This window comes from Streptomyces sp. NPDC059828 (assembly GCF_042731955.1).
In the GTDB taxonomy this organism is placed as follows: Bacteria; Actinomycetota; Actinomycetes; order Streptomycetales; family Streptomycetaceae; genus Streptomyces.
Genome location: NZ_JBHWIW010000005.1, coordinates 123,744 through 142,952, shown reverse-complemented (window position 1 = coordinate 142,952; position 19,209 = coordinate 123,744). Strand labels below are relative to the sequence as shown.

At 69.0% G+C, this 19,209-nt stretch carries 17 protein-coding genes and 1 riboswitch; of the genes, 3 read left to right on the top strand and 14 right to left on the bottom strand.

The window, feature by feature from the left end; translation table 11 throughout:
• Positions 1–7: 7 nt before the first annotated feature.
• The 4 genes from ACFV6V_RS04960 to ACFV6V_RS04945 form a co-directional block, all read right to left on the bottom strand.
• The gene (locus ACFV6V_RS04960) at positions 8–1,240 is read right to left on the bottom strand and encodes a hypothetical protein (protein WP_385559185.1); all 1,233 of its coding nucleotides are present in this window, start codon (positions 1,238–1,240) and stop codon (positions 8–10) included.
• Between the two features lie 41 nt (positions 1,241–1,281).
• Positions 1,282–2,325, bottom strand: a complete 1,044-nt coding sequence (locus ACFV6V_RS04955) for an NlpC/P60 family protein (RefSeq protein ID WP_385559182.1) — start codon at positions 2,323–2,325, stop codon at positions 1,282–1,284.
• Between the two features lie 211 nt (positions 2,326–2,536).
• Positions 2,537–3,565 (bottom strand): NlpC/P60 family protein, encoded by a 1,029-nt coding sequence (locus ACFV6V_RS04950; RefSeq protein WP_385559179.1) that lies wholly within the window; start codon positions 3,563–3,565, stop codon positions 2,537–2,539.
• A 333-nt stretch (positions 3,566–3,898) separates the two neighbouring features.
• Positions 3,899–5,260, bottom strand: coding sequence for an NYN domain-containing protein (locus ACFV6V_RS04945; RefSeq protein ID WP_385559177.1), 1,362 nt, complete (start codon positions 5,258–5,260; stop codon positions 3,899–3,901).
• A 271-nt stretch (positions 5,261–5,531) separates the two neighbouring features.
• On the opposite strand from ACFV6V_RS04945, the gene ACFV6V_RS04940 reads away from it, so the two are divergent.
• A complete protein-coding gene (locus ACFV6V_RS04940) occupies positions 5,532–6,269 on the top strand; it encodes a rhomboid family intramembrane serine protease (protein WP_361278476.1) in 738 nt (245 codons plus the stop codon).
• A complete protein-coding gene (locus ACFV6V_RS04935) occupies positions 6,266–6,547 on the top strand; it encodes an Lrp/AsnC ligand binding domain-containing protein (protein ID WP_361278479.1) in 282 nt (93 codons plus the stop codon). Before ACFV6V_RS04940 ends, ACFV6V_RS04935 begins: the two co-directional genes overlap by 4 nt.
• Positions 6,548–6,644: 97 nt before the next feature.
• On the opposite strand, the gene ACFV6V_RS04930 is transcribed toward ACFV6V_RS04935, so the two are convergent.
• The 6 genes from ACFV6V_RS04930 to ACFV6V_RS04905 all read right to left on the bottom strand — a co-directional run bounded on the left by ACFV6V_RS04930 (position 6,645) and on the right by ACFV6V_RS04905 (position 13,883).
• Complete coding sequence (locus ACFV6V_RS04930; protein WP_385559174.1) at positions 6,645–8,075, bottom strand: aminotransferase class V-fold PLP-dependent enzyme; 1,431 nt, start codon at positions 8,073–8,075, stop codon at positions 6,645–6,647.
• Between the two features lie 204 nt (positions 8,076–8,279).
• A riboswitch (SAM riboswitch) is annotated at positions 8,280–8,397 on the bottom strand.
• 88 nt (positions 8,398–8,485) lie between these two features.
• Positions 8,486–9,577, bottom strand: a complete 1,092-nt coding sequence (gene trpD, locus ACFV6V_RS04925; protein ID WP_385559171.1) for an anthranilate phosphoribosyltransferase — start codon at positions 9,575–9,577, stop codon at positions 8,486–8,488.
• 139 nt (positions 9,578–9,716) lie between these two features.
• Positions 9,717–11,342: a cytochrome bc complex cytochrome b subunit gene (locus ACFV6V_RS04920; RefSeq protein ID WP_385559168.1), complete on the bottom strand. Its 1,626-nt coding sequence runs from the start codon at positions 11,340–11,342 to the stop codon at positions 9,717–9,719.
• Complete coding sequence (locus ACFV6V_RS04915) at positions 11,339–12,391, bottom strand: Rieske 2Fe-2S domain-containing protein (RefSeq protein WP_385559165.1); 1,053 nt, start codon at positions 12,389–12,391, stop codon at positions 11,339–11,341. Before ACFV6V_RS04915 ends, ACFV6V_RS04920 begins: the two co-directional genes overlap by 4 nt.
• Entirely contained in the window at positions 12,388–13,197 is an 810-nt protein-coding gene (locus tag ACFV6V_RS04910) for a c-type cytochrome (protein WP_385559162.1), read from the bottom strand. The genes ACFV6V_RS04915 and ACFV6V_RS04910 overlap by 4 nt, the downstream gene beginning before the upstream one ends.
• A 65-nt stretch (positions 13,198–13,262) precedes the next feature.
• On the bottom strand, positions 13,263–13,883 hold the full coding sequence (locus ACFV6V_RS04905) for a heme-copper oxidase subunit III (RefSeq protein WP_242334695.1): 621 nt from the start codon (positions 13,881–13,883) through the stop codon (positions 13,263–13,265).
• Positions 13,884–14,064: 181 nt separating this feature from the next.
• Between ACFV6V_RS04905 and ACFV6V_RS04900 the strand changes: the two genes are divergently transcribed.
• Positions 14,065–14,466 (top strand): hypothetical protein, encoded by a 402-nt coding sequence (locus ACFV6V_RS04900; RefSeq protein WP_385559159.1) that lies wholly within the window; start codon positions 14,065–14,067, stop codon positions 14,464–14,466.
• Between the two features lie 21 nt (positions 14,467–14,487).
• Here the strand turns inward: ACFV6V_RS04900 and ACFV6V_RS04895 are convergent, their stop codons facing one another.
• From ACFV6V_RS04895 to coxB, 4 genes are all read right to left on the bottom strand, one after another.
• A complete protein-coding gene (locus ACFV6V_RS04895) occupies positions 14,488–15,741 on the bottom strand; it encodes an Ig-like domain-containing protein (RefSeq protein WP_385559156.1) in 1,254 nt (417 codons plus the stop codon).
• Between the two features lie 120 nt (positions 15,742–15,861).
• Positions 15,862–16,260: a cytochrome c oxidase subunit 4 gene (locus ACFV6V_RS04890; protein ID WP_385559153.1), complete on the bottom strand. Its 399-nt coding sequence runs from the start codon at positions 16,258–16,260 to the stop codon at positions 15,862–15,864.
• Positions 16,257–17,996, bottom strand: coding sequence for a cytochrome c oxidase subunit I (gene ctaD, locus ACFV6V_RS04885; protein ID WP_385559150.1), 1,740 nt, complete (start codon positions 17,994–17,996; stop codon positions 16,257–16,259). The genes ACFV6V_RS04890 and ctaD overlap by 4 nt, the downstream gene beginning before the upstream one ends.
• Positions 17,993–18,997, bottom strand: a complete 1,005-nt coding sequence (gene coxB / locus ACFV6V_RS04880; protein WP_385559147.1) for a cytochrome c oxidase subunit II — start codon at positions 18,995–18,997, stop codon at positions 17,993–17,995. Before coxB ends, ctaD begins: the two co-directional genes overlap by 4 nt.
• Positions 18,998–19,209: the final 212 nt, after the last annotated feature.

The following is a 19,209-nucleotide window of genomic DNA, read 5'->3' as shown; positions in this document are numbered from 1 at the left end:
TGCGGCGTCACCCCGCCGCCGCGCCCAGCCGCTTGTGCAGGTACTCCCGCCACTCCGCCGTGAAGGCCTCCAGCGAGGTGCCCAGCACCTCGCGCAGGGCTTCCTCCACAGCACCGCCGCCCCCGCGCGACGCGGCGCCCACGTGGCGGTACAGCGCCGCAAGGGCCTCGTCCCCATGGCGTTCCGCGATCAGTTCGCAGGCCAGCCAGCCGCCCTCGTACGCGCGGCCCAGGGACTCCGCGTCGGCGCCGAAGCGGAAGTCGGTGTCCGCGGGGAGGGCGGCGGGGACGTCACCGGCACGCACCGCCCGGCGCAGGGTGGGGGCCGCCTCGCCGGGCGGGCGGGGGGCGGCACGGTAGGCGGTCCAGTCGGCGAAGCCCTCCGAGAGCCACATCGGGGTGGCGTCCGAGGTGTCGGCGCGCGTGGCGACATGGGTGGTCTCGTGGGTGAGGACCAGCCGGCGGCCGAACGCGCTCAGCGTTCCGTACGCCTCGGGGTTGACGATCACCCGCTCCGTGGAGCCCGTGCCCGTGGTGACCGCCGCTATGCCCCGGTAGCCCGCCGCGGGCGCGCCCAGCAGCCTTCCCATGGCCTCCAGCGAGTCCGGCACCAGGACCACCACCCGGCCCGCCCAGCGACCGGGCCAGGCGGCCGTCACCTCGGGCACCGCGCGGTCGGCGTCGGCCGCGATCCGGCGCAACCGGGCCTGGTCGCGGCCGGTGCCGAGGACCAGGGTGCGGGTGCCGCGCACCACCTGGACATCGCCCTGCTGCCAGAGCTGCTGGGCTCCGCCCCGCGCCGCGCGGTCGGCGGTGATGTACCAGCGGCCGTCGCGCGCGGCCAGTTCCAGAGTGCGTGGGGTGGTGACGGGTGAGCTGTCGTAGCCGTCGATCCGGTAGCGCAGTTCGGCTTCTGCCGTGGCACGGTCCCCGGAGCGGCGGACACCGGTCAGCCGGTACTCCCACGACCGCAGCGGGACATCCGCGAGGTTCGCGAGCTCCTCGCGTCCCGACGAGCGCAGCCTGCCGTCCAGCGCGGCGAGGTAGCCCGCCTCGTCATGGCGCAGTACCGCCGTGGCCCGGCCGTCCAGGGTGCGCTGGATGGCCTGAGCCGTGACATCCGTGTCCGGCGGTTCCGCTTCCGCGCAGCCGCCGCCGGCCAGGAGCACAGCGGAGGCGACGAGCACCCAGGCCCGCCGCCGCCGTACGGTCCCGCGTCCGGGAGATCCCTGGCCAGCCACCCGGTCGATGGTACGGGGAGCGCGCCGGTGCCCACCGGTTGTCAGGGGCGGGTCACGGAGGCGATGGGCATCATGCCCACCGGGTCGTAGCGCACCGCCGCGCCGGGGTAGGGCGCGTGCACCACCTGGCCGTTGCCGACGTACATCGCCACATGGCTGGCGTCGGACCGGTAGGTCACCAGGTCACCGGGGCGGGCCTCCGAGAGGGACACCTGCCGTCCGGCGGTGCGCTGGGCCTGGGACGTACGGGGCAGACCGACGCCCGCCTTCGCGTAGGACCACTGCATGAGCCCCGAGCAGTCGAAGCCGTTCGGACCGCTCGCGCCCCAGACGTAGGGCCTGCCGAGCGCACTCTTCGCGGCCAGGACGGCGGCGGCGGCGCGCGAGGAGGCCGGGCCTGCGGACAGGTCAGGCGGCAGGCCGTCACGCCCCGAGCGGGAGGACCTGCCGTAGGCGTCGCGCTCGGTGGACGGCAGCGCGTTCAGCAGCCGCCGCGCCTCGGCGAGCTTGGCCTCGACAGTGCGCTTATGGCGGGCCACGGTGGCCCGGCCCTGCTCCAGCGCCACGAGCTTGCGCCCGGCTTCCGCTCGCTCGCGCGCAAGGGTGTGCTGGAAGCGGCGGAGATCGCGCAGGGCGGCCGTCTGCCGGTCGCCGATCCGGCCGAGCAGCTCCGCCTTGCCCAGGTACGAGTCCGGGTCGTCGGAGAGCAGCAGTGCCAGGGCCGGGTCCATGCCGCCCGAGCGGTACTGCGCGCCCGCGACGGCTCCGAGCGCCCCGCGCATGGTGTTGACGCGTTCCTGGCCGCGCGCCGCGCTGTCGCGCAGCGCGGCCACGTCGGTGCGCAGCCGGTCCACGCGTTCCCCGGCCGCGTTGTAGGCCTCGGTGGCTCGCTCCGCCTGCTCGTAGAGCCGGTCGACCTGCTCCCGGCTGGGGGCGGTCGTGGTGCCGTGCGGTTCGGCGGCTGCCGGTGCCGCGCCGAGCGCGGCCGCCGCGGTGGCGGCCGCGGCCGACAGCAGGGTGCCCCGGGCACCACGGGGGATACCGGAGACCCCCGATGACGGGGTGGTTCGGCGATGGGACGCCACAGGAGCCGCACTCCCTTCCGCTGGAGGGGCGGCCCTTCGACCGCCGCGCGGCAGAGAGTAGCCGTGCGGTTACGTGCCACCAAAAGCCCCACAGGGGGCGAAAAGTGACGCCCCGCCGTAGACCGTGAGGTCACCGGCGGGGCGCACTGTCAGCTCCCTGCCCCGCGATTCGCCCGATCGGACGGCACGGAGGGGCGTTCGCGACCGGTCCTCAGATCCGGACGCCGAACTGGAAGGTGCCCATGTAGTCCATCGATTCGTAGCGGACGTAAGCACCCGGCTTCGGGGCGTGCAGGATCTGGTTGTTGCCCGCGTACAGACCCACGTGGGACAGGCCGTTGAAGAAGACCAGGTCGCCGGGCTTGAGCTGGCTGCGGCCGATCTTCACGCCGTCGTTCTGCTGGGTGTAGGTGGTGCGCGAGATACTCACGCCCGCCTGGCGGTACGACCACTGCGTCAGACCGGAGCAGTCATACGAGTTGGGGCCCTCGGCGCCGGAGAAGTAGGGCTTGCCGAGCTGGGTGGCGGCGGCGTTGAGCGCGGCGGCTCCGCGCTGCGATGCGGGCACCTCGTTGCCGAGATCCACCCGCTCACCGGCGGCGCGGCTGGCGCGCTGCTCCTCCTGCTGGAGCTTCGCCCGCTCGGCGGACGTGAGGGTGTTGAGCAGTTCCCGGGCGTCGGCGAGCTTGCCCTGGAAGGCCTTCTTCTTCTCGCCGAGCGTCTTGCGGATGTCCTCGAGGTCGTCGAGCTTCTTGGTCGCCTCGGCCCGCTGCTGGGCCAGGGTCCGCTGCTTGGCCTGGATCTCCTGGAGCGCCTGGGTCTGCTTGGCGCCGAGCTGGTCGATCGCGGACGCCTTCTCGAGGTAGGTGTCCGGGTCGGAGGAGAGGAAGAGCTGGAGAGCCGGGTCCACACCGCCGGAGCGGTACTGGGCGCTGGCCACCGAACCCAGCTTGTCCCGCAGCTCGTTGACCTCGCCCTGACCGCGGGCGACCTGGTCCTGGATCGCGTCGACCTGCTTCTGGAGCTTGGTCTGCTGCTCCTTGGCCCCGTTGTACTCCTCGGTGGCCTTCTCCGCCTCGTGGTAGAGGGCGTCGACCTTCGCCTTGACCTCGTCCTTGCTGGGCTTGGCGGGTGCGGCCTGAGCGGCCTGGGAGGTCAGCGCGACGGCTGCCGCGGCGGTCGCGGTGAGCACGGACACACGAGCGCGGCTGGGCTGCTTGGGTCGACGGTGGGACGCCACGAAGGCGAGCTCCTTCTTCCTCGAGCCGCCTGCCGGGCAGTGGGGTTGAGTCCCCGGCACCATGCAGCCATAACCCCCGAATGGGGCGAACTGCATGAAATCGGCGGTTCCTTCACTGTCACCCCGGATGGATGATCAACCGCGCGAAGGTTCGAGGCCTGACCCTAGTGACCACTCCGTGATCAGTTCAAATCCTCATGAGAAAAAAGTATCTCCAGCAACTCATTTTTTTACACTCATCACACACACGGTGATGGCCAGTTGACCGTACGTCCCGCCAAATCGGACATAGAGCGCATGAGTTACGAGCAGGGCGAGCGGCACAAGTCCGCTCTAGACGCGCGAAAGGCGCTTGAGCAGCATCGCCGACGCCACCGGCCGCGCCCCCGCCTTGGCGACACCGTCGGCGACTTCGCGGTCGGTCGAGACCACGACGACGGGACGCCCCGGCGGCTCCGCCCGGACAAGCTGGCGGATGAGCTCGTCGGCCGTCACTCCGGGCTTGGAGAACAGCACCCGCACACCGCGTGGTGGAGCGAGCAGTACCGGGGCCGCCAGCTCGGCACCGTCGAAGACACAGGTGGTCTCCGCACCGGTCTGCGCGGCCAGCATCGCCAGGCCACCGAGCAGCCGCAGCCGCTGCTTCTCCAGCGGCATCGTCGGATAGCCGCTCTTCGTGACGTTGTAGCCGTCCACCAGCAGATGGACCTGGGGCAGCGCGAGCAACTGGTCGAGCAGCGCCGGATCCGTCTCGGAGAGCGCGCGCGCCGCGACGTCCTTCGGTGACATCCGGCCCGGCTCGACCGCGTCCACCGTGTCGGCGGGATGCAGCGAGGCGGGCGGCAGGGCCAGTTCGCGCCGCAGCCCCTGGGCCGCGTCCAGAACCGTGTCCAGCAGCAGCCGCACCCGCATGTCCTCCAGGGAACGCCCCTCCCTGGAGGCCCTGCGGCTCGCCTCCACGGCCGACTCGGCCTCGCCCAGCCGGCCCTTGAGGCGGCGGGCCTCGCTCTCCGCGGCCGATACCTGGGCCTGGGCTTCGGCCTTCGCCGCCTCGGTCTCGGCGGCGGCACGGCGCAGTGCGGCCTCACCGCGCTTCACATCGCTCTGGGCGCTGCGCAGCTTTCGGTGCAGGGATTCGGCCTCCTTACGGGCCGCCTCCAGCTCGGACCGCAATCGGTCGGCCTCGGCCTTGGACTGGGCCCTGAGCCGCTCGACCTCCTCGCGCAGCCGCGCCAGCTCCCGCCGCGACTCCTCATCGGCGCGCTCGGCGTCCGCACGCTGGGCTTCCTCACCTGCGGCGGCGACCAGCTTGACCCAGCCGGTCGGGCGCAGCACATACGCGGCAGCGGCCACGTCCACCGGGTCGGCCGCCGCGGGCGGCGCGCCCGCTTCGAGCGCCCCGGCCAGCTCCGGCTGCGCCTCGCGCAACCGCTCGCCGATGCGCTGGCGGAACACGGGGTCGCCTTCGAGGGCCGCGGCCATGGCGTTGCCCGCGAACTTGGCGCGGCGGGTGGGGGTGAACCGGGCGTACTGCCGCAGCTGGGCGGGGAGGTCGCCGAACGTCAGCCCGCCGAACGCGTCCGAGACCAGGGCAATCACCTGGCGCCGTACGCCCTCGGGCAGCGGACGGTCCAGCCCCTCCGCGGCGCCACCGGCCGCACCGGCCGGGTCCCCGCCGCTGTCAGGCCGCTCCACGATCCGTCACCTCTGATGTCTCCGTGCGTTCCGGGCGCTCATCTCAGGAATCCGCACCCAGCCGGTTAGATCCGTTCCACCGCGTCCCCCAGCGACACCGGACCGACTCGATGGTCTCACTGACCACCGCATACCACTCTCCCCCGGCGCCGGTCCTCGTGCCGTTCCCGTCTCATCACGCGTACTCCCCGTAACCCTACGACCTCAGGGGCCCGCCGTGACACGGCGAGGCGGCCCTTGCCCACGGCCCAGGTAGGACATGCTCGGGTGCATGACGCAGCGGCAGGCAGCGGCCCGGGCGGAGGTCCGGGGAACCATGAGCGGCCCCGTGGTGACGTACGGGGTGATCGGGCTGTGCTGCCTGGTCTTCGTCATCGGCCCGGTCTCCGGGCTCAACCCCGGTTTCGGCACCGGAGACACCCTGCTCGTCGGTACCACCAGATACTTCGAACGCTGGGGCGTCATCCCGAGCGAGCTCATGCGTGGCTCCCCGCGCGCCCTGCTCACCCCGCTGACCGCTCTGTTCGTCCACGGAAGCTGGCTGCACCTGCTCGGCAACATGCTGTTCCTGTTCGTGTTCGGCGCGATGACCGAGGAGCGGATGGGGCGTGTGCAGTTCGCGCTCTTCTACGTCGGCTGCGGCTATCTGGCACTCCTCGCCTATGCCGTGGCGAACGCACAGTCCACTCAGACGCTCGTGGGCGGCTCGGGAGCGATCTCGGGGGTGCTGGGGGCATTCCTGTGCCTCTTCCCCAAGGCACGGGTGACCAGTCTCTTTCCGTTCCTCTTCTTCCTGCCGCTGCGGTTTCCCGCGTGGATCGTGCTGCTCTTCTGGTTTGCCCTGCAATGGCTGGCGGAGGCGCAGGACACGTCATCGGGCCCCGGAGTCGCCTATCTGGCGCATCTCGTGGGCTTCGGGATCGGCTTCTGCTACGCATGGGCCGGTCTGCGGCTGGGGGCTAGAGTGAAAGCCCAAGCCACGGCCACCGAGGGAGACAGCCAGCCGTGATCACCGCGATCGTGCTCATCAAGACCAGCGTGGACCGCATCCCGGAGATCGCCGAGTCGATCGCCGGTCTTGACAACGTCAGCGAGGTCTTCTCGGTCACCGGCACGTACGACCTCATCGCGATGGTCCGGGTGGCCCAGCACGAGGATCTGGCGGATGTCATCCCGGGCCGGATCAGCAGGATCCCGGGCGTCGAGGCGACGGACACGCATGTCGCGTTCCGTACGTACTCGCAGCACGACCTGGAGGCGGCGTTCGCGATCGGCCTCGACGCGTAGCCGCTCCGCCGCGCGTGCCGCAGGGGGTCCGCCCGGCATGCCTTCGCCGCAGAGCGCGCACGGCCGGGCGGATCACCGTCCCCTCGCTTTGCCCCGCTCAGACGACGGGCACGCAACGGCCGTTCTCGGTGCGGTAGTCCCATCGGGCGCCCTCGCGCACCAGCTCCCTGACGGCTCCGACGAACCGCTCGATGTGCTCGTCCGGGGTGCCGGCACCGAAGCTGACCCGGATCGCGTTCAGGGACCGCTCCCCCGCCGTGGCGTCCGGGGCCCCGCACTCCCCGGCCTCGGCCGGGTCGCTCCCCAGCAGGGTGCTGACCAGCGGGTGGGCGCAGAAGAGTCCGTCGCGGACACCGATGCCGTACTCGGCGGACAGCGCGGCGGCGAAGTGCGAGCTGTTCCAGCCCTCCACGACGAAGGACAGCACCCCGACCCGGGCGGCCTGCTCCCCGAACAGTGACAGCACCCTGACCTCGGGCACCTCGGCGAGGCCCGCGCGGACCCGCTCGATGAGCTCCCGCTCACGTGCGACGAGCTCCTCGAACCCGGCCTCGGTCAGCGCCTTGCAGGCGGAGGCGATGGCGTAGGCGCCGATGACGTTCGGCGAACCGGCCTCATGGCGGGCAGCCGTGGTGTGCCAGTCCACGTCGACACCTCCGTCGGGGCGACGGGACACCGTGCGCGAGGCGCCGCCGCCCGCGAGGTAGGGCTCGGCGGCCTGCAACCAGTCCGCCCGCCCGGCGAGCACACCCGAGCCGAACGGCGCGTACAGCTTGTGCCCCGAGAAGGCCACCCAGTCGACGTCCAGGTCCCGTACGGAGACGGGGTGGTGCGGGGCGAGCTGGGCGGCGTCCAGCACGATCCGTGCGCCGTGGGCGTGCGCGGCGGCGGCGAGTTCCTGTACGGGCCACAGCTCCCCGGTCACATTGGAGGCGCCCGTGACACAGACCAGCGCGGGGCCGTGGAGCTCCCGGTCGGCGAGCGCGGCCTCCAGGGTCCGCACCGCTTCCCCTGGGGTGCGCGGTGCGTCCAGATAGGTGACGTCGGCGTCCCTCCACGGGAGCAGCGCGGCATGGTGCTCGGTCTCGAAGACGAAGACCCGGCAGCCCTCGGGCAGGGCCGCGGCGAGCAGGTTGAGCGAGTCCGTGGTCGAGCGGGTGAAGACCACCTGGTCCGATTCCCGGCAGCCGAGGAACTCATGGACCGTCACCCGGCTGTTCTCGAACAGCTCGGTGGACAGCTGCGAGAGGTACCCCGCGCCCCGGTGGACGCTGCCGTAGTAGGGGGCGTACGCGGCGACGTCGTCCCACACCCGCTGCAAGGCGGGCGCGCTGGCCGCGTAGTCGAGGGCGGCGTAGCTGACTTCGCCACCCAGCACGAGCGGCACGGTGACATCGCGGCCGAGCACGGGCAGCGGGGCGGTGCGGCAGGAGTCGTCGGGGCCGGAGACGGCGGCGGTCTCGGTTGCGGTTGCGGTTGCGGTTGCGGTTGCGGTTGCGGTTGCGACGGTGTTCAGGCGTGCGGGCATGACGGTGTCTCCCGGGTGACAGGGGCGAATGGCTGTGAAGCACCCGCACGGCGGAACAACTGCCGTCCGGTATACGGGTGATGCCTCGACGCGGCGACGACGGGCGCCGGCACGGAGGTGGGGGAAGGGGCCGGGAGGCCCTACCGCATTCGCTTGCTCACGAGAATCGCTCCCTCGAGGACCAGGACCCCAGGGGCGGCAAGGGGTCCGCGCTTGCCGTGGACCTCACTGCCCACAGCCTGGTCTTCACCCGGGGCACCCCGCCACGGACGGAGGGTTGCCGGACAGCGGGCCGGGGCCGTCATCGCTGTCACTCATGACCTTGAAAGGCATCCTGCCATACGACGTGAAACGCGCAAGGCGCAGTCCGCCATCTGGACTGGGCCTCGCGTCACTTCTCCCAGCCTTTCTCAGCGGTTGCTGGCCGCCACCCAGCGCTCCAGTGCCCGCTTCGCCGACCCCGAGTCGATGGACTCCGCCGCCTTGGCCATACCGTCCCGGAGTTGCTCCGCCAGGGTGCCGGCGCCCGGCTCCAGCGCGACCAGCGCAGCCGCCGAGTTCAGCAGTACGGCGTCACGGACGGGGCCCTGCTCGCCGGACAGCAGTCGGCGTGCGACATCGGCGTTGTACGAGGCGTCGGCGCCGCGCAGGGCCTCCACCGGAACCAGCTCGATACCCAGGTCCCGGGGGTCGAAGGCCTCCTCGCGCACCGCGCCGTCGCGTACCACCCAGACCCTGGAGGTCGCGGTCGTGGTGAGCTCGTCCAGGCCGTCGTCGCCGCGGAACACCAGCGCACTCGAACCGCGCTCGGCGAGCACACCTGCCATGATGGGCGCCATCCGGGCGTCCGCGACCCCGGTGGCCTGGGATTTCACCCGTGCGGGGTTGGTCAGCGGACCCAGGAAATTGAACGTCGTGCGGATGCCGAGTTCCTTGCGCGCCGCGGCCACATGGCGCAGCGCGGGGTGGAACTTCACGGCGAAGCAGAAGGTGATCCCGGCTTCCTCGGCGACCGCGGCAACCCGGTCAGGTGTCAGCTCCAGATTGACCCCGAGCTTCTCCAGCACGTCCGACGCACCGCTCGCGCTGGACGCCGCGCGGTTGCCGTGCTTGACCACCTTGGCGCCGGTGCCGGCGACCACGATCGCGGACATGGTGGAGATGTTGACGGTCTTGGCACCGTCGCCACCGGTGCCGACGATGTCCACCGTCCGCCCCGGGACCTCGATCAGTCTGGCGTGCTCGTACATCGTGCGAACCAGGCCGGAGATCTCCTCGACCGTCTCGCCCTTGGCCCGCAGCGCCACCGCGAAACCCGCGATCTGCGCGTCGGTCGCCTCGCCGCGCAGGATGCGGTCCATCGCCCAGGCCGTGTCTTCGGCGCTCTGGTCGCGCCCGTACAGCAGCGAGTCCAGTACCCGGGGCCAGGAACGGCCCGCCGCGGTCAGCCTCCCCCTCGCTCCGCTGGGGGTACCCCCACCAGCGGGGGTCACAGCGCTCATGGTCGCTCCTGGTTGGTCTGTACGAACGGGATGCCCCCACCCTATCCACCCCCGGTTACGGCAAAGAGCCCCGTCCACCGGGTGGACGGGGCTCCTGCCGTGGCGATCAGCGGATCAACAGGTCATGATCAAGCGGAGATCAGTGGTGGCCGTGGCCGCTGGTGATCTCCTGGTACTCCTCGGCGGTTGCCTTGGGGATCTGGTTCCCCTCGCCGAAGAAGCCCTTGCTGAGCTTCGCGCGGAGCTTCTCGGACCGCTTGACCTTGCGCTCGACGCCGTTCTCGTCGACCGTCGGGCCGATCTCGACCTGCTCGTACTGCTCGTGGGCCGTGAGCTTGTACCGGTCCCCCTGCGACAGCGGCTCGTGGATCTCCACGAACTCACCGTGCGGCAGACGCTTGATGATGCCGGACTCGCGTCCGTGCAGCACCTTGTCCTTGTCCCGGCGCTGGAGGCCGAGGCAGATCCGCTTGGTGAGGATGAAGGCGATGACCGGTCCGGCGATGAAGAAGATCCGGACGAACCAGGTGATCGAGTTGATCGACAGGTGGAAGTGGGTCGCCCAGAGGTCGTTTCCACCGCCGATCAGCATGACCATGTACGCCGTCACCCAGGCGACGCCGAACGCGGTACGGGTAGGCGCGTTGCGCGGCCGGTCCGCGATGTGGTGCTCTCGCTTGTCGCCGGTGACCCAGGCCTCGACGAACGGGTAGACCGCGATCAGTCCGAGCACCAGCGGGAACAGCACCAGCGGGATGAGGACGCCCAGGACCAGCGTGTGGCCCCAGAGGTTGATCTCCCAGCCCGGCATGAAGCGGATCAGACCCTCGGCGAAGCCCATGTACCAGTCGGGCTGGGCGCCGGTGGACACCTGGTCCGGGCGGTACGGGCCCATGGCCCAGATCGGGTTGATCTGCGCGATCGCGGCGATCACCGCGATCACACCGAAGACCAGGAAGAAGAAGCCTCCGGCCTTGGCCATGTAGACCGGCAGCAGGGGCATGCCGACGACGTTCTTGTTGGTCCGTCCGGGGCCCGCGAACTGCGTGTGCTTGTGGTAGAAGACCAGGATCAGGTGCGCCACCAGCAGGCCGAGCATGATGCCCGGCAGCAGCAGGATGTGGATCGAGTAGAACCGGGCGACGAAGTCGTCGCCGGGGAACTCCCCGCCGAACAGGAACATCGAGATGTACGTGCCGACGATCGGCATGGACAGGATCGCGCCCTGGGTGAAGCGGACACCGGTGCCGGAGAGCAGGTCGTCCGGGAGCGAGTAACCGGTGAAACCGGTGAACATGCCGAGGACGAACAGCAGGAAGCCGAACAGCCAGTTGATCTCGCGCGGCTTGCGGAAGGCCCCCGTGAAGAAGACGCGCATCATGTGCACGAACATCGCCGCGAGGAAGATCAGCGCCGCCCAGTGGTGGATCTGCCGGATGAGCAGACCGCCGCGGACCTCGAAGCTGATGTTCAGGGTGGAGGCGTACGCCTCCGACATCAGCACACCCTGCATCGGCTCGTACGGGCCGTGGTACTCCACCTCGTTCATCGACGGGTGGAAGAACAGCGTCAGGTACACACCCGTGAGGATGATGATGATGAAGCTGTAGAGCGCGACCTCACCCAGCATGAAGGACCAGTGGTCCGGGAAGATCTTGCGCATGTTGGCTTTGGCCAGGGAGTAGATCCCGAGCCGGCCGTCAGCCCAGTCGGCGATCCGCTCGCCCTTGGAGGCTTCTCGCCTGTTCTCGTCGTTGGTGCTCATCCGCGCTCCCAGAAGGCAGGGCCGACGGGTACCTCGAAGTCGCCGAGCGCCTCGAGGTAGCCCTCGTCATTCACGCCGATCTGCAACTGCGGAAGCGGGTGTCCGGCTGGGCCGAAGATGACGCGGGCGCCGTCGGAGAGGTCGAAGGTGGACTGGTGGCACGGGCACAGGACGTGGTGCGTCTGCTGCTCGTACAGGGAGATCGGGCATCCGACGTGGGTGCAGATCTTCGAGTAGGCCACGATGCCGCCGACCGACCAGTCGAGTTCCTTCTTGTCCTTGATCTCCTCCGGCTGGATCCGGACGAGCATCAGGGCAGCCTTGGCGATCTCGGTCTGGAAGCTGTGGTCGTGCTCCTCGAGCCCATCGGGCTTGGCGAAGCTCAGCGAACCGACGGCGATGTCCTCGGGGCGCAGCGGCTCATTGGTGTTCATGTTGATGAGCAGCTTGCCCTTGGCCCACAGCGTCTTGCGCAGCTTGACCTCGGGCAGCGGGCCCAGGTCGCGCAGCAGCATCACGCCGGACAGCGGGACCATGGCCATCGCGCCGAACATCGTGTTGCGGATGAGCTTGCGGCGGCCGAAGCCGGACTCCTCGGCGCCCGCCTTGAAGTCGGCCATGACCTTGGCCCTGACCTCGGGCTCCGCGGCGACGGCGTGACGCTCGTCGGGGACCTCCACGTCCGACATCAGCGTGCGGGCCCAGTGGACCGCGCCGGCGCCGATGCAGAACAGCGCGATGCCGAGCGTCATGCCGAGCGCGAAGTTCAGCGAGCTGATGTGGCCGATCGGCCAGATGTAGACGATCTGGTCGACCGGGAAGATCACGTACGACGCGATGAAGCCGATGGTGGCCAGCATCGAGAGCGTGAACAGCAGGGCGACAGTGCGCTCGGACCGCCGGGCGGCCCGTTCGTCGATGTCCTGGATGCGCGGCTTGTGTGCCGGCAGCCCGGGGTCCGCGAACGGATCCTCGGTGGTGGCTACCGCTCCGCGCGCGTGGTCCTGCTCAGCGGGCAGGGACTCTTCTGGAATGTCTTGGCTACTCATGACTTCTTGGCCTTAGCGGTGTGGGCCGCGACCCAGATGGCGACTGCGATCAGGGAGCCCAGACCGAAGATCCAGGCGAACAGACCCTCGGTGACGGGGCCGAGGTTGCCCAGGGTCAGACCGCCCGGGGCCTCCGACTCGCCACTGTTGACGGTCTTGATGTACGCGATGATGTCCTTCTTCTCCTGGTCCGGCATGATGCCGTCGCCGAAGGAGGGCATGTTCTGCGGGCCGGTCTGCATGGCCTCGTAGATGTGCTTCTCGGTCACGCCTTCGAGGGTCGGGGCGTACTTGCCGTACGTCAGCGCGCCACCCTCACCGGTGAAGTTGTGGCACTGGGCGCAGTTGGTGCGGAACAGGTCGCCACCACGGGCGATGTCCGCGCCTTCGGGGTTGTACTGGCTCTCGGTCGGAATGGCCGGGCCGGCGCCCAGAGAGGAGATGTAGGCGGCGAGCGCCTTGATCTCGGCCTGGGTGTAGATGACCTTCTTCTTCGGCACCTGGGCACCCGGCTGCTGCGCGGGCATACGGCCGGTGCCGACCTGGAAGTCCACGGCAGCGGCGCCCACGCCGACCAGGGACGGGCCATCAGAGGTGCCCTGACCGCCGTTTCCGTGGCAGCTGCCGCAGCCGACTTCGTAGAGCTTCTTCCCCTCCTCGATGTCGAGGGACTGGGCGGTTTCGTCAGCCTGGGCCTTGTCCGTCGGAGCGAACGCGGCGTACAGCCCCCCAGTGGCCGCCAGCGCGAGGAGTAGGACGACGACTGCCGCCAGCGGATGGCGTCGTCGTACGGAGAGCTTTTTCACGGATTACCCCGGTGTCAGGATCTTCTGCGTCGATGCTTCTGGAATGGGTGCGGGTACGAGCCCGGCTACTTGATCATGTAGATCGTGGCGAAGAGGCCGATCCAGACGACATCGACGAAGTGCCAGTAGTAGGACACGACGATGGCGGCGGTTGCCTGCTCGTGGGTGAACCTCCGGGCCGCGTACGTCCTGCCGAGTACCAGCAGGAAGGCGATCAGACCGCCCGTCACGTGCAGACCGTGGAAGCCGGTGGTGAGGTAGAAGACCGAGCCGTACGGGTCGGACGAGAGCGAGAGGCCCTCGTGCTTGACCAGCTCGGTGTACTCGAACACCTGGCCGCCGATGAAGATCGCACCCATCACGAACGTGATCACGAACCAGGTGCGGAGCTTCTTCACATCACCGCGCTCGGCGGCGAACACGCCGAGCTGGCAGGTGAGGGAGGAGAGCACCAGGATCGTGGTGTTGGTGGCCGAGAAGGGGAAGTTCAGGGCCGAAGCCTGCTCTGCCCAGTACTCGGCACCCATCACCGATCGCAGGGTGAAGTACATCGCGAAGAGGGCCGCGAAGAACATCAGCTCGGAACTCAGCCAGATGATGGTTCCGACGCTGGTGAGGTTCGGCCGATTGACCGACGGGTGCGCGTGCCCGGTTTCTACTGTCGTTGCTGTCGCCACGACCGACATTATGTCGGTCGCTTATCCAGCCCTCACTCCGGGGGGTGCCGTTCGGTGTGTCAGTACCGCTTGTCCAGCCCGAACGGCCCAGCGAAAGCCTGTCGATTGCGGTGCTGACAGGGGGCCGACGGGGGTAGCATCCGCGCATCGGTGCACGGCCGGACGATCTCCCCGACGAAGCGGAGGAACCATGCAGGCGACCGCAAGGGTGCTGGTGTACAGCGACAACGCCAACACGCGCGAACAGGTGCGACTCGCCGCAGGCCGCCGTCCGGCCGCCGATGTTCCCCCGGTCGAGTACATCGAGTGCGCCACTCTGCCCGCAGTGCTGTCCGAGCTGGACAGGGGCGGTATCGACGTCTGCGTACTCGACGGTGAGACCGCCCCCGCGGGCGGTATGGGGGTCTGCCGGCAGATCAAGGACGAGATCTTCCGCTGCCCGCCGGTGCTGGTGCTCATGGGGCGCCCGCAGGACGCCTGGCTGGCCACCTGGAGCCGTGCGGACGCGGCCGTCACTCTTCCGGTGGATCCTGTGGAGTTCGGCGAGTCCCTGGCGGCTCTGCTGCGCACCAGGCTCGCCGCCAACCACTGAGGTCCTGCGGGTCGCGCGGGATCACACCAGGGGGGCGAGCCGGGCGGCGACCGCGGGTCCGGCGCCGTCCCTGGTGCCGTTCAGCACGGCGCTGCCGACCCGCCACTTGTCCCAGGCCAGGTTCCAGTCCCCGAAGCCGTTGCCGAAGGTCTCCATCGTGTCGCCGAGGCTGTTGACGACCTTCACGATGTCCCCTTCGCGCACGGTGTTGAAGAACCACTGGGCGTTGCCCATGGACATCCCGGTGCAGCCGTGGCTGACGTTGGCGTATCCCTGGGAGCCGACCGACCAGGGGGCCGCGTGCACGTACTCGCCGCTCCAGGTGAGCCGGGTCGCGTAGTACACGTCCAGGTCGTAGGAGTCGGAAGTGCCCTCGGGGATGCCGATGCTCGTGCCGCGCATCCGGACGTAGTACTCCTTGCCGAGCACGACCTTGACGCCGTTGCGGGTGGAGAAGCCGGGCTTGCCGGTGGTCACCGGAATGGTGTTGATCACTTCTCCGTTGCGCAGCACCGTCATCTGGTGGGTCGCGGCGTCGGTGATCGCCTCTATTCGGTCGCCTATGGTCAGCGTCAGCGGCTTCGCCGCGCCACCGTAGAGCTTCTTGCCCACCTTGACGCCGTCGAGGTTGCTGTGGACGACGACCGTGGCACCAGCGGGCCAGTAGTCCTTCGGGCGGTAGTGGAGCTGCTTGTCGTCCACCCAGTGCCAGGCACCCTCGACGGCAGGGGTGGAACGCACGGACAGGGCACGCTCTATGGCACTTCTGGACGCCTTGTCCTTCACGGGCGCGCTGAGCTCGACGGTGACGGGCTGACCGACGCCGTAGGTGCCCGCCTTGGGGCCCAGGGTGACCTTGAGCCGGTTCTTGGCCACCGCGGTCTCGAAGGTCTGTGTACGGAGCCCAGGGGCGCCTGCAGCGTCCTCCGTGGCCACTCTGACGGTATAGCGCGTACCGGCCGCCAGCGGGCCCGTGGAGTGCCATCTGCTGCCGTCGGCGGAGAGTTCACCGGCGAGATAGCGGCCGGCCGCGTCGACGGCGGTGACATCGGTGATCCGGCCGTCCCCGCCCTTGGCGGTGACTTCGAGGGGCCTCTCCGGATCCGCCTTGGCGCTTCCGGAGGGCGCGTTGAGAGCGACCTGCCGGGCCGCGTCATACGGCCGCGCCGCCAGCGGGTGGCCCTCGGGGCCGCTGCACGCGGCCATCCCGGCTCCCAGGGACAGGAGCAGCACGGTGCATCCGGTGACGTTGCGTATAGGCGATATGTCGTTCATGAGCACACGCTATGGACAACACCCGGGCGCGGCGCGCCGGAAGACTGCAAACGAGGGGCCCGGACCTCACCCGACTGGGTGAGTGTCCGGGCCCCTGCGTGATGCGGAGCAGCTCGGGAGCTACTGGTTCTGGTTCTCTCCGCGGTAGTACTCGAAGACCCAGCCGAAGACGCCGACCAGGATCATCGGGGCCGAGAAGTACAGCAGCCACCAGCCGATCGCGACCGCGAGGAAGGCCAGGGCACCGCCGATGGCCAGCGACAGCGGCTGCCAGCTGTGCGGCGAGAAGAAGCCGACCTCACCGGCCTCGTCCGCGACGTCGGCCTCCTTGTTGTCCTGGGCCATGGCGTCGACACGCCTGGCCGTGAAGGCCAGGTAGTAGCCGATCATGATGCTCAGGCCGAAGGCCAGGAACAGCGCCGTCGTACCGGCCGGCTCCTTCGACCACACGCCATACAGGATGGCCATGGCCAGGATGAAGACGCTCAGCCAGATGAACATCTTGCCTTGGATCTTCACTTGCCGGCCTCCTTGTCAGCGGTGATGGCACCGAGGCCGGCATGGTCGAGCTGGTCGAGAGCCGCGATCTCCGGGTGGTGCAGATCGAACGCCGGGGACTCGGAGCGGATCCGCGGCAGGGTGAGGAAGTTGTGCCGCGGCGGCGGGCAGGAGGTCGCCCACTCGAGCGAACGGCCGTAGCCCCACGGGTCGTCGACCTCGACCTTCTTGCCGTACTTCGCGGTCTTCCAGACGTTGTAGATGAACGGCAGGACCGACAGGCCCAGCAGGAACGACGCGATGGTCGAGATGGTGTTCAGCGTCGTGAAGCCGTCGGCGGCGAGGTAGTCCGCGTAACGGCGCGGCATGCCCTCGGCACCCAGCCAGTGCTGGACCAGGAACGTGCCGTGGAAGCCGATGAACAGCGTCCAGAAGGTGATCTTGCCAAGCCGCTCGTCCAGCATCTTGCCCGTGAACTTCGGCCACCAGAAGTGGAATCCGGCGAACATCGCGAACACCACGGTGCCGAAGACGACGTAGTGGAAGTGCGCGACGACGAAGTACGAGTCGGAGACGTGGAAGTCCATCGGGGGCGAGGCCAGGATGACACCGGTCAGACCACCGAAGGTGAAGGTGATCAGGAAGCCGATCGTCCAGAGCATCGGGGTCTCGAAGGACAGCGAGCCCTTCCACATGGTGCCGATCCAGTTGAAGAACTTCACACCGGTCGGCACCGCGATCAGGAAGGTCATGAAGGAGAAGAACGGCAGTAGCACTCCACCGGTGACGTACATGTGGTGGGCCCACACGGTCACGGACAGACCGGCGATCGCGACGGTCGCGGCCACCAGACCGATGTAACCGAACATCGGCTTGCGGCTGAAGACCGGGATGATCTCCGAGACGATGCCGAAGAACGGCAGGGCGATGATGTACACCTCTGGATGGCCGAAGAACCAGAAGAGGTGCTGCCACAACAAGGCGCCACCGTTGGCCGCGTCGAAGATGTGCGCGCCGAACTTGCGGTCCGCCTCCAGGGCGAACAGGGCGGCGGCCAGCACCGGGAAGGCGAGCAGGACCAGCACACCGGTCAGCAGCACGTTCCACACGAAGATCGGCATACGGAACATCGTCATGCCCGGTGCGCGCATGCAGATGATCGTGGTGATGAAGTTGACCGAGCCGAGGATCGTGCCGAAGCCGGAGAAGGCAAGACCCATGATCCACATGTCGGCGCCGACACCCGGCGAGCGGACCGCGTCCGACAGCGGGGAGTAGGCGAACCAGCCGAAGTCGGCCGCACCCTGCGGGGTGAGGAAGCCGGCCACCGCGATGATCGAGCCGAAGAGGTACAGCCAGTAGGCGAACATGTTCAGCCGGGGGAACGCCACGTCGGGCGCGCCGATCTGCAGCGGCATGATCCAGTTCGCGAACCCGGCGAACAGCGGCGTCGCGAACATCAGCAGCATGATCGTGCCGTGCATCGTGAACGCCTGGTTGAACTGCTCGTTCGACATGATCTGCGTACCCGGACGGGCGAGCTCGGCGCGCATGAAGAGCGCCATCACGCCGCCGATGCAGAAGAAGACGAACGACGTCGCCAGGTACAGCGTGCCGATGGTCTTGTGGTCGGTGGTGGTCAGCCACTTCACCACCACGTTACCGGGCTGCCGACGCCGGACCGGGAGCTCGTTTTCGTACGCGTCACCGCGCGAGTCGCCCGCGGCGGCACCCTGGGATTCGTTGAGGATGCTCACAGTTGGTTCTTCTCCGCATTCCGGGCCGGGTTCGACTGCTCAATGCCCGACGGGATGAAGCCCTTCTGCCCCTGGTCGGCCAGCTCCTTCAGGTACTCCTGGTACCGCTCCGGGGAGACGACCTTCACGTTGAAGAGCATCCGGGAGTGGTCCACACCGCAGAGCTCGGCACACTTGCCCATGAAGGTGCCCTCCTGGGTGGGAGTCACCTCGAAGACGTTGGTGTGACCGGGGATGACGTCCTGCTTGAACAGGAAGGGAACCACCCAGAAGGAGTGGATCACGTCACGCGAGGTCAGGATGAAGCGGACCTTCTCGCCCTTGGGCAGCACCAGCGTGGGGCCGGGGTTGCCGGTCTGCGGGTTCCGGTCGCCGGGGATACCGGCCTCGTAGACGCCTTCGGCTCCCTTGGGGAAGTCGTTGGTGTACTTGTCCGGAATCGCGTTCAGTTGCTTCTGGGCCGCGGCGTCGCCGGTGGCCGGGTTCCCGTCCACGTCCTCCAGGTAGTTGAAGCCCCAGCTCCACTGGTAGCCGACCACGTTGACGGTGTGGACCGGCTTGTCGGAGAGAGCGAGGAGCTTCGACTCATCGCGCGCGGTGAAGTAGAAGAGCACCGAGACGATGATGAGGGGGACCACGGTGTACAGCGCCTCGATGGGCATGTTGTACCGGGTCTGCGGCGGGACCTCGATCTTGGTGCGGCTGCGCCGGTGGAAGAAGACGCTCCACAGGATCAGACCCCACACCAGCACGCCCACGGCGAGCGCTGCCGCCCACGAGCCCTGCCAGAGGGAGAGGATCCGCGGAGCTTCCTCCGTGACCGGGGTGGGCATTCCGAGGCGGGGGAAGTCTTCCCAGTTGTACGAGCAACCGGTGGCTGTCGCCAGGATCAGGCCCGCAGTCAGCACCTGCGGCAGCTTCCGCCGCATCGGGCGCCGCGGCATGGGGGTGCCTCCCACGCCCTGCGGGCCGTGGGGGAGGTCGGAGCCGTTGGGACTCACGTAGCGCCTTCCCGAGAGTCTCGCCCGCGCGGTCGGCTGCGGCCGTCTCGCTGGTCGGTCGCCGGCCCTGACGCGGGCAGGGGTTTGGATGTTTATGCGGACCAAACCCTACTGGACGCTATTTGGGGTCGCGCGGGGAGGGTGCCCAACGCGCCGTCCGACGACCCGAAGGGGTGGACCGGCCCGTTCCGGCAGCCTCCCCCGAGCCCCTA

Bases quoted from the DNA above. Each gene is read 5' to 3' on its own strand.
- ACFV6V_RS04940 (WP_361278476.1), top strand. From the start codon at position 5,532: ATGACGCAGCGGCAGGCAGCGGCCCGGGCGGAGGTCCGGGGAACCATG.
- ACFV6V_RS04930 (WP_385559174.1), bottom strand. From the start codon at position 8,075: ATGCCCGCACGCCTGAACACCGTCGCAACCGCAACCGCAACCGCAACC.
- trpD (WP_385559171.1), bottom strand. From the start codon at position 9,577: ATGAGCGCTGTGACCCCCGCTGGTGGGGGTACCCCCAGCGGAGCGAGG.
- ACFV6V_RS04920 (WP_385559168.1), bottom strand. From the start codon at position 11,342: ATGAGCACCAACGACGAGAACAGGCGAGAAGCCTCCAAGGGCGAGCGG.
- ACFV6V_RS04915 (WP_385559165.1), bottom strand. From the start codon at position 12,391: ATGAGTAGCCAAGACATTCCAGAAGAGTCCCTGCCCGCTGAGCAGGAC.
- ACFV6V_RS04905 (WP_242334695.1), bottom strand. From the start codon at position 13,883: ATGTCGGTCGTGGCGACAGCAACGACAGTAGAAACCGGGCACGCGCAC.
- ACFV6V_RS04900 (WP_385559159.1), top strand. From the start codon at position 14,065: ATGCAGGCGACCGCAAGGGTGCTGGTGTACAGCGACAACGCCAACACG.
- ACFV6V_RS04895 (WP_385559156.1), bottom strand. From the start codon at position 15,741: ATGAACGACATATCGCCTATACGCAACGTCACCGGATGCACCGTGCTG.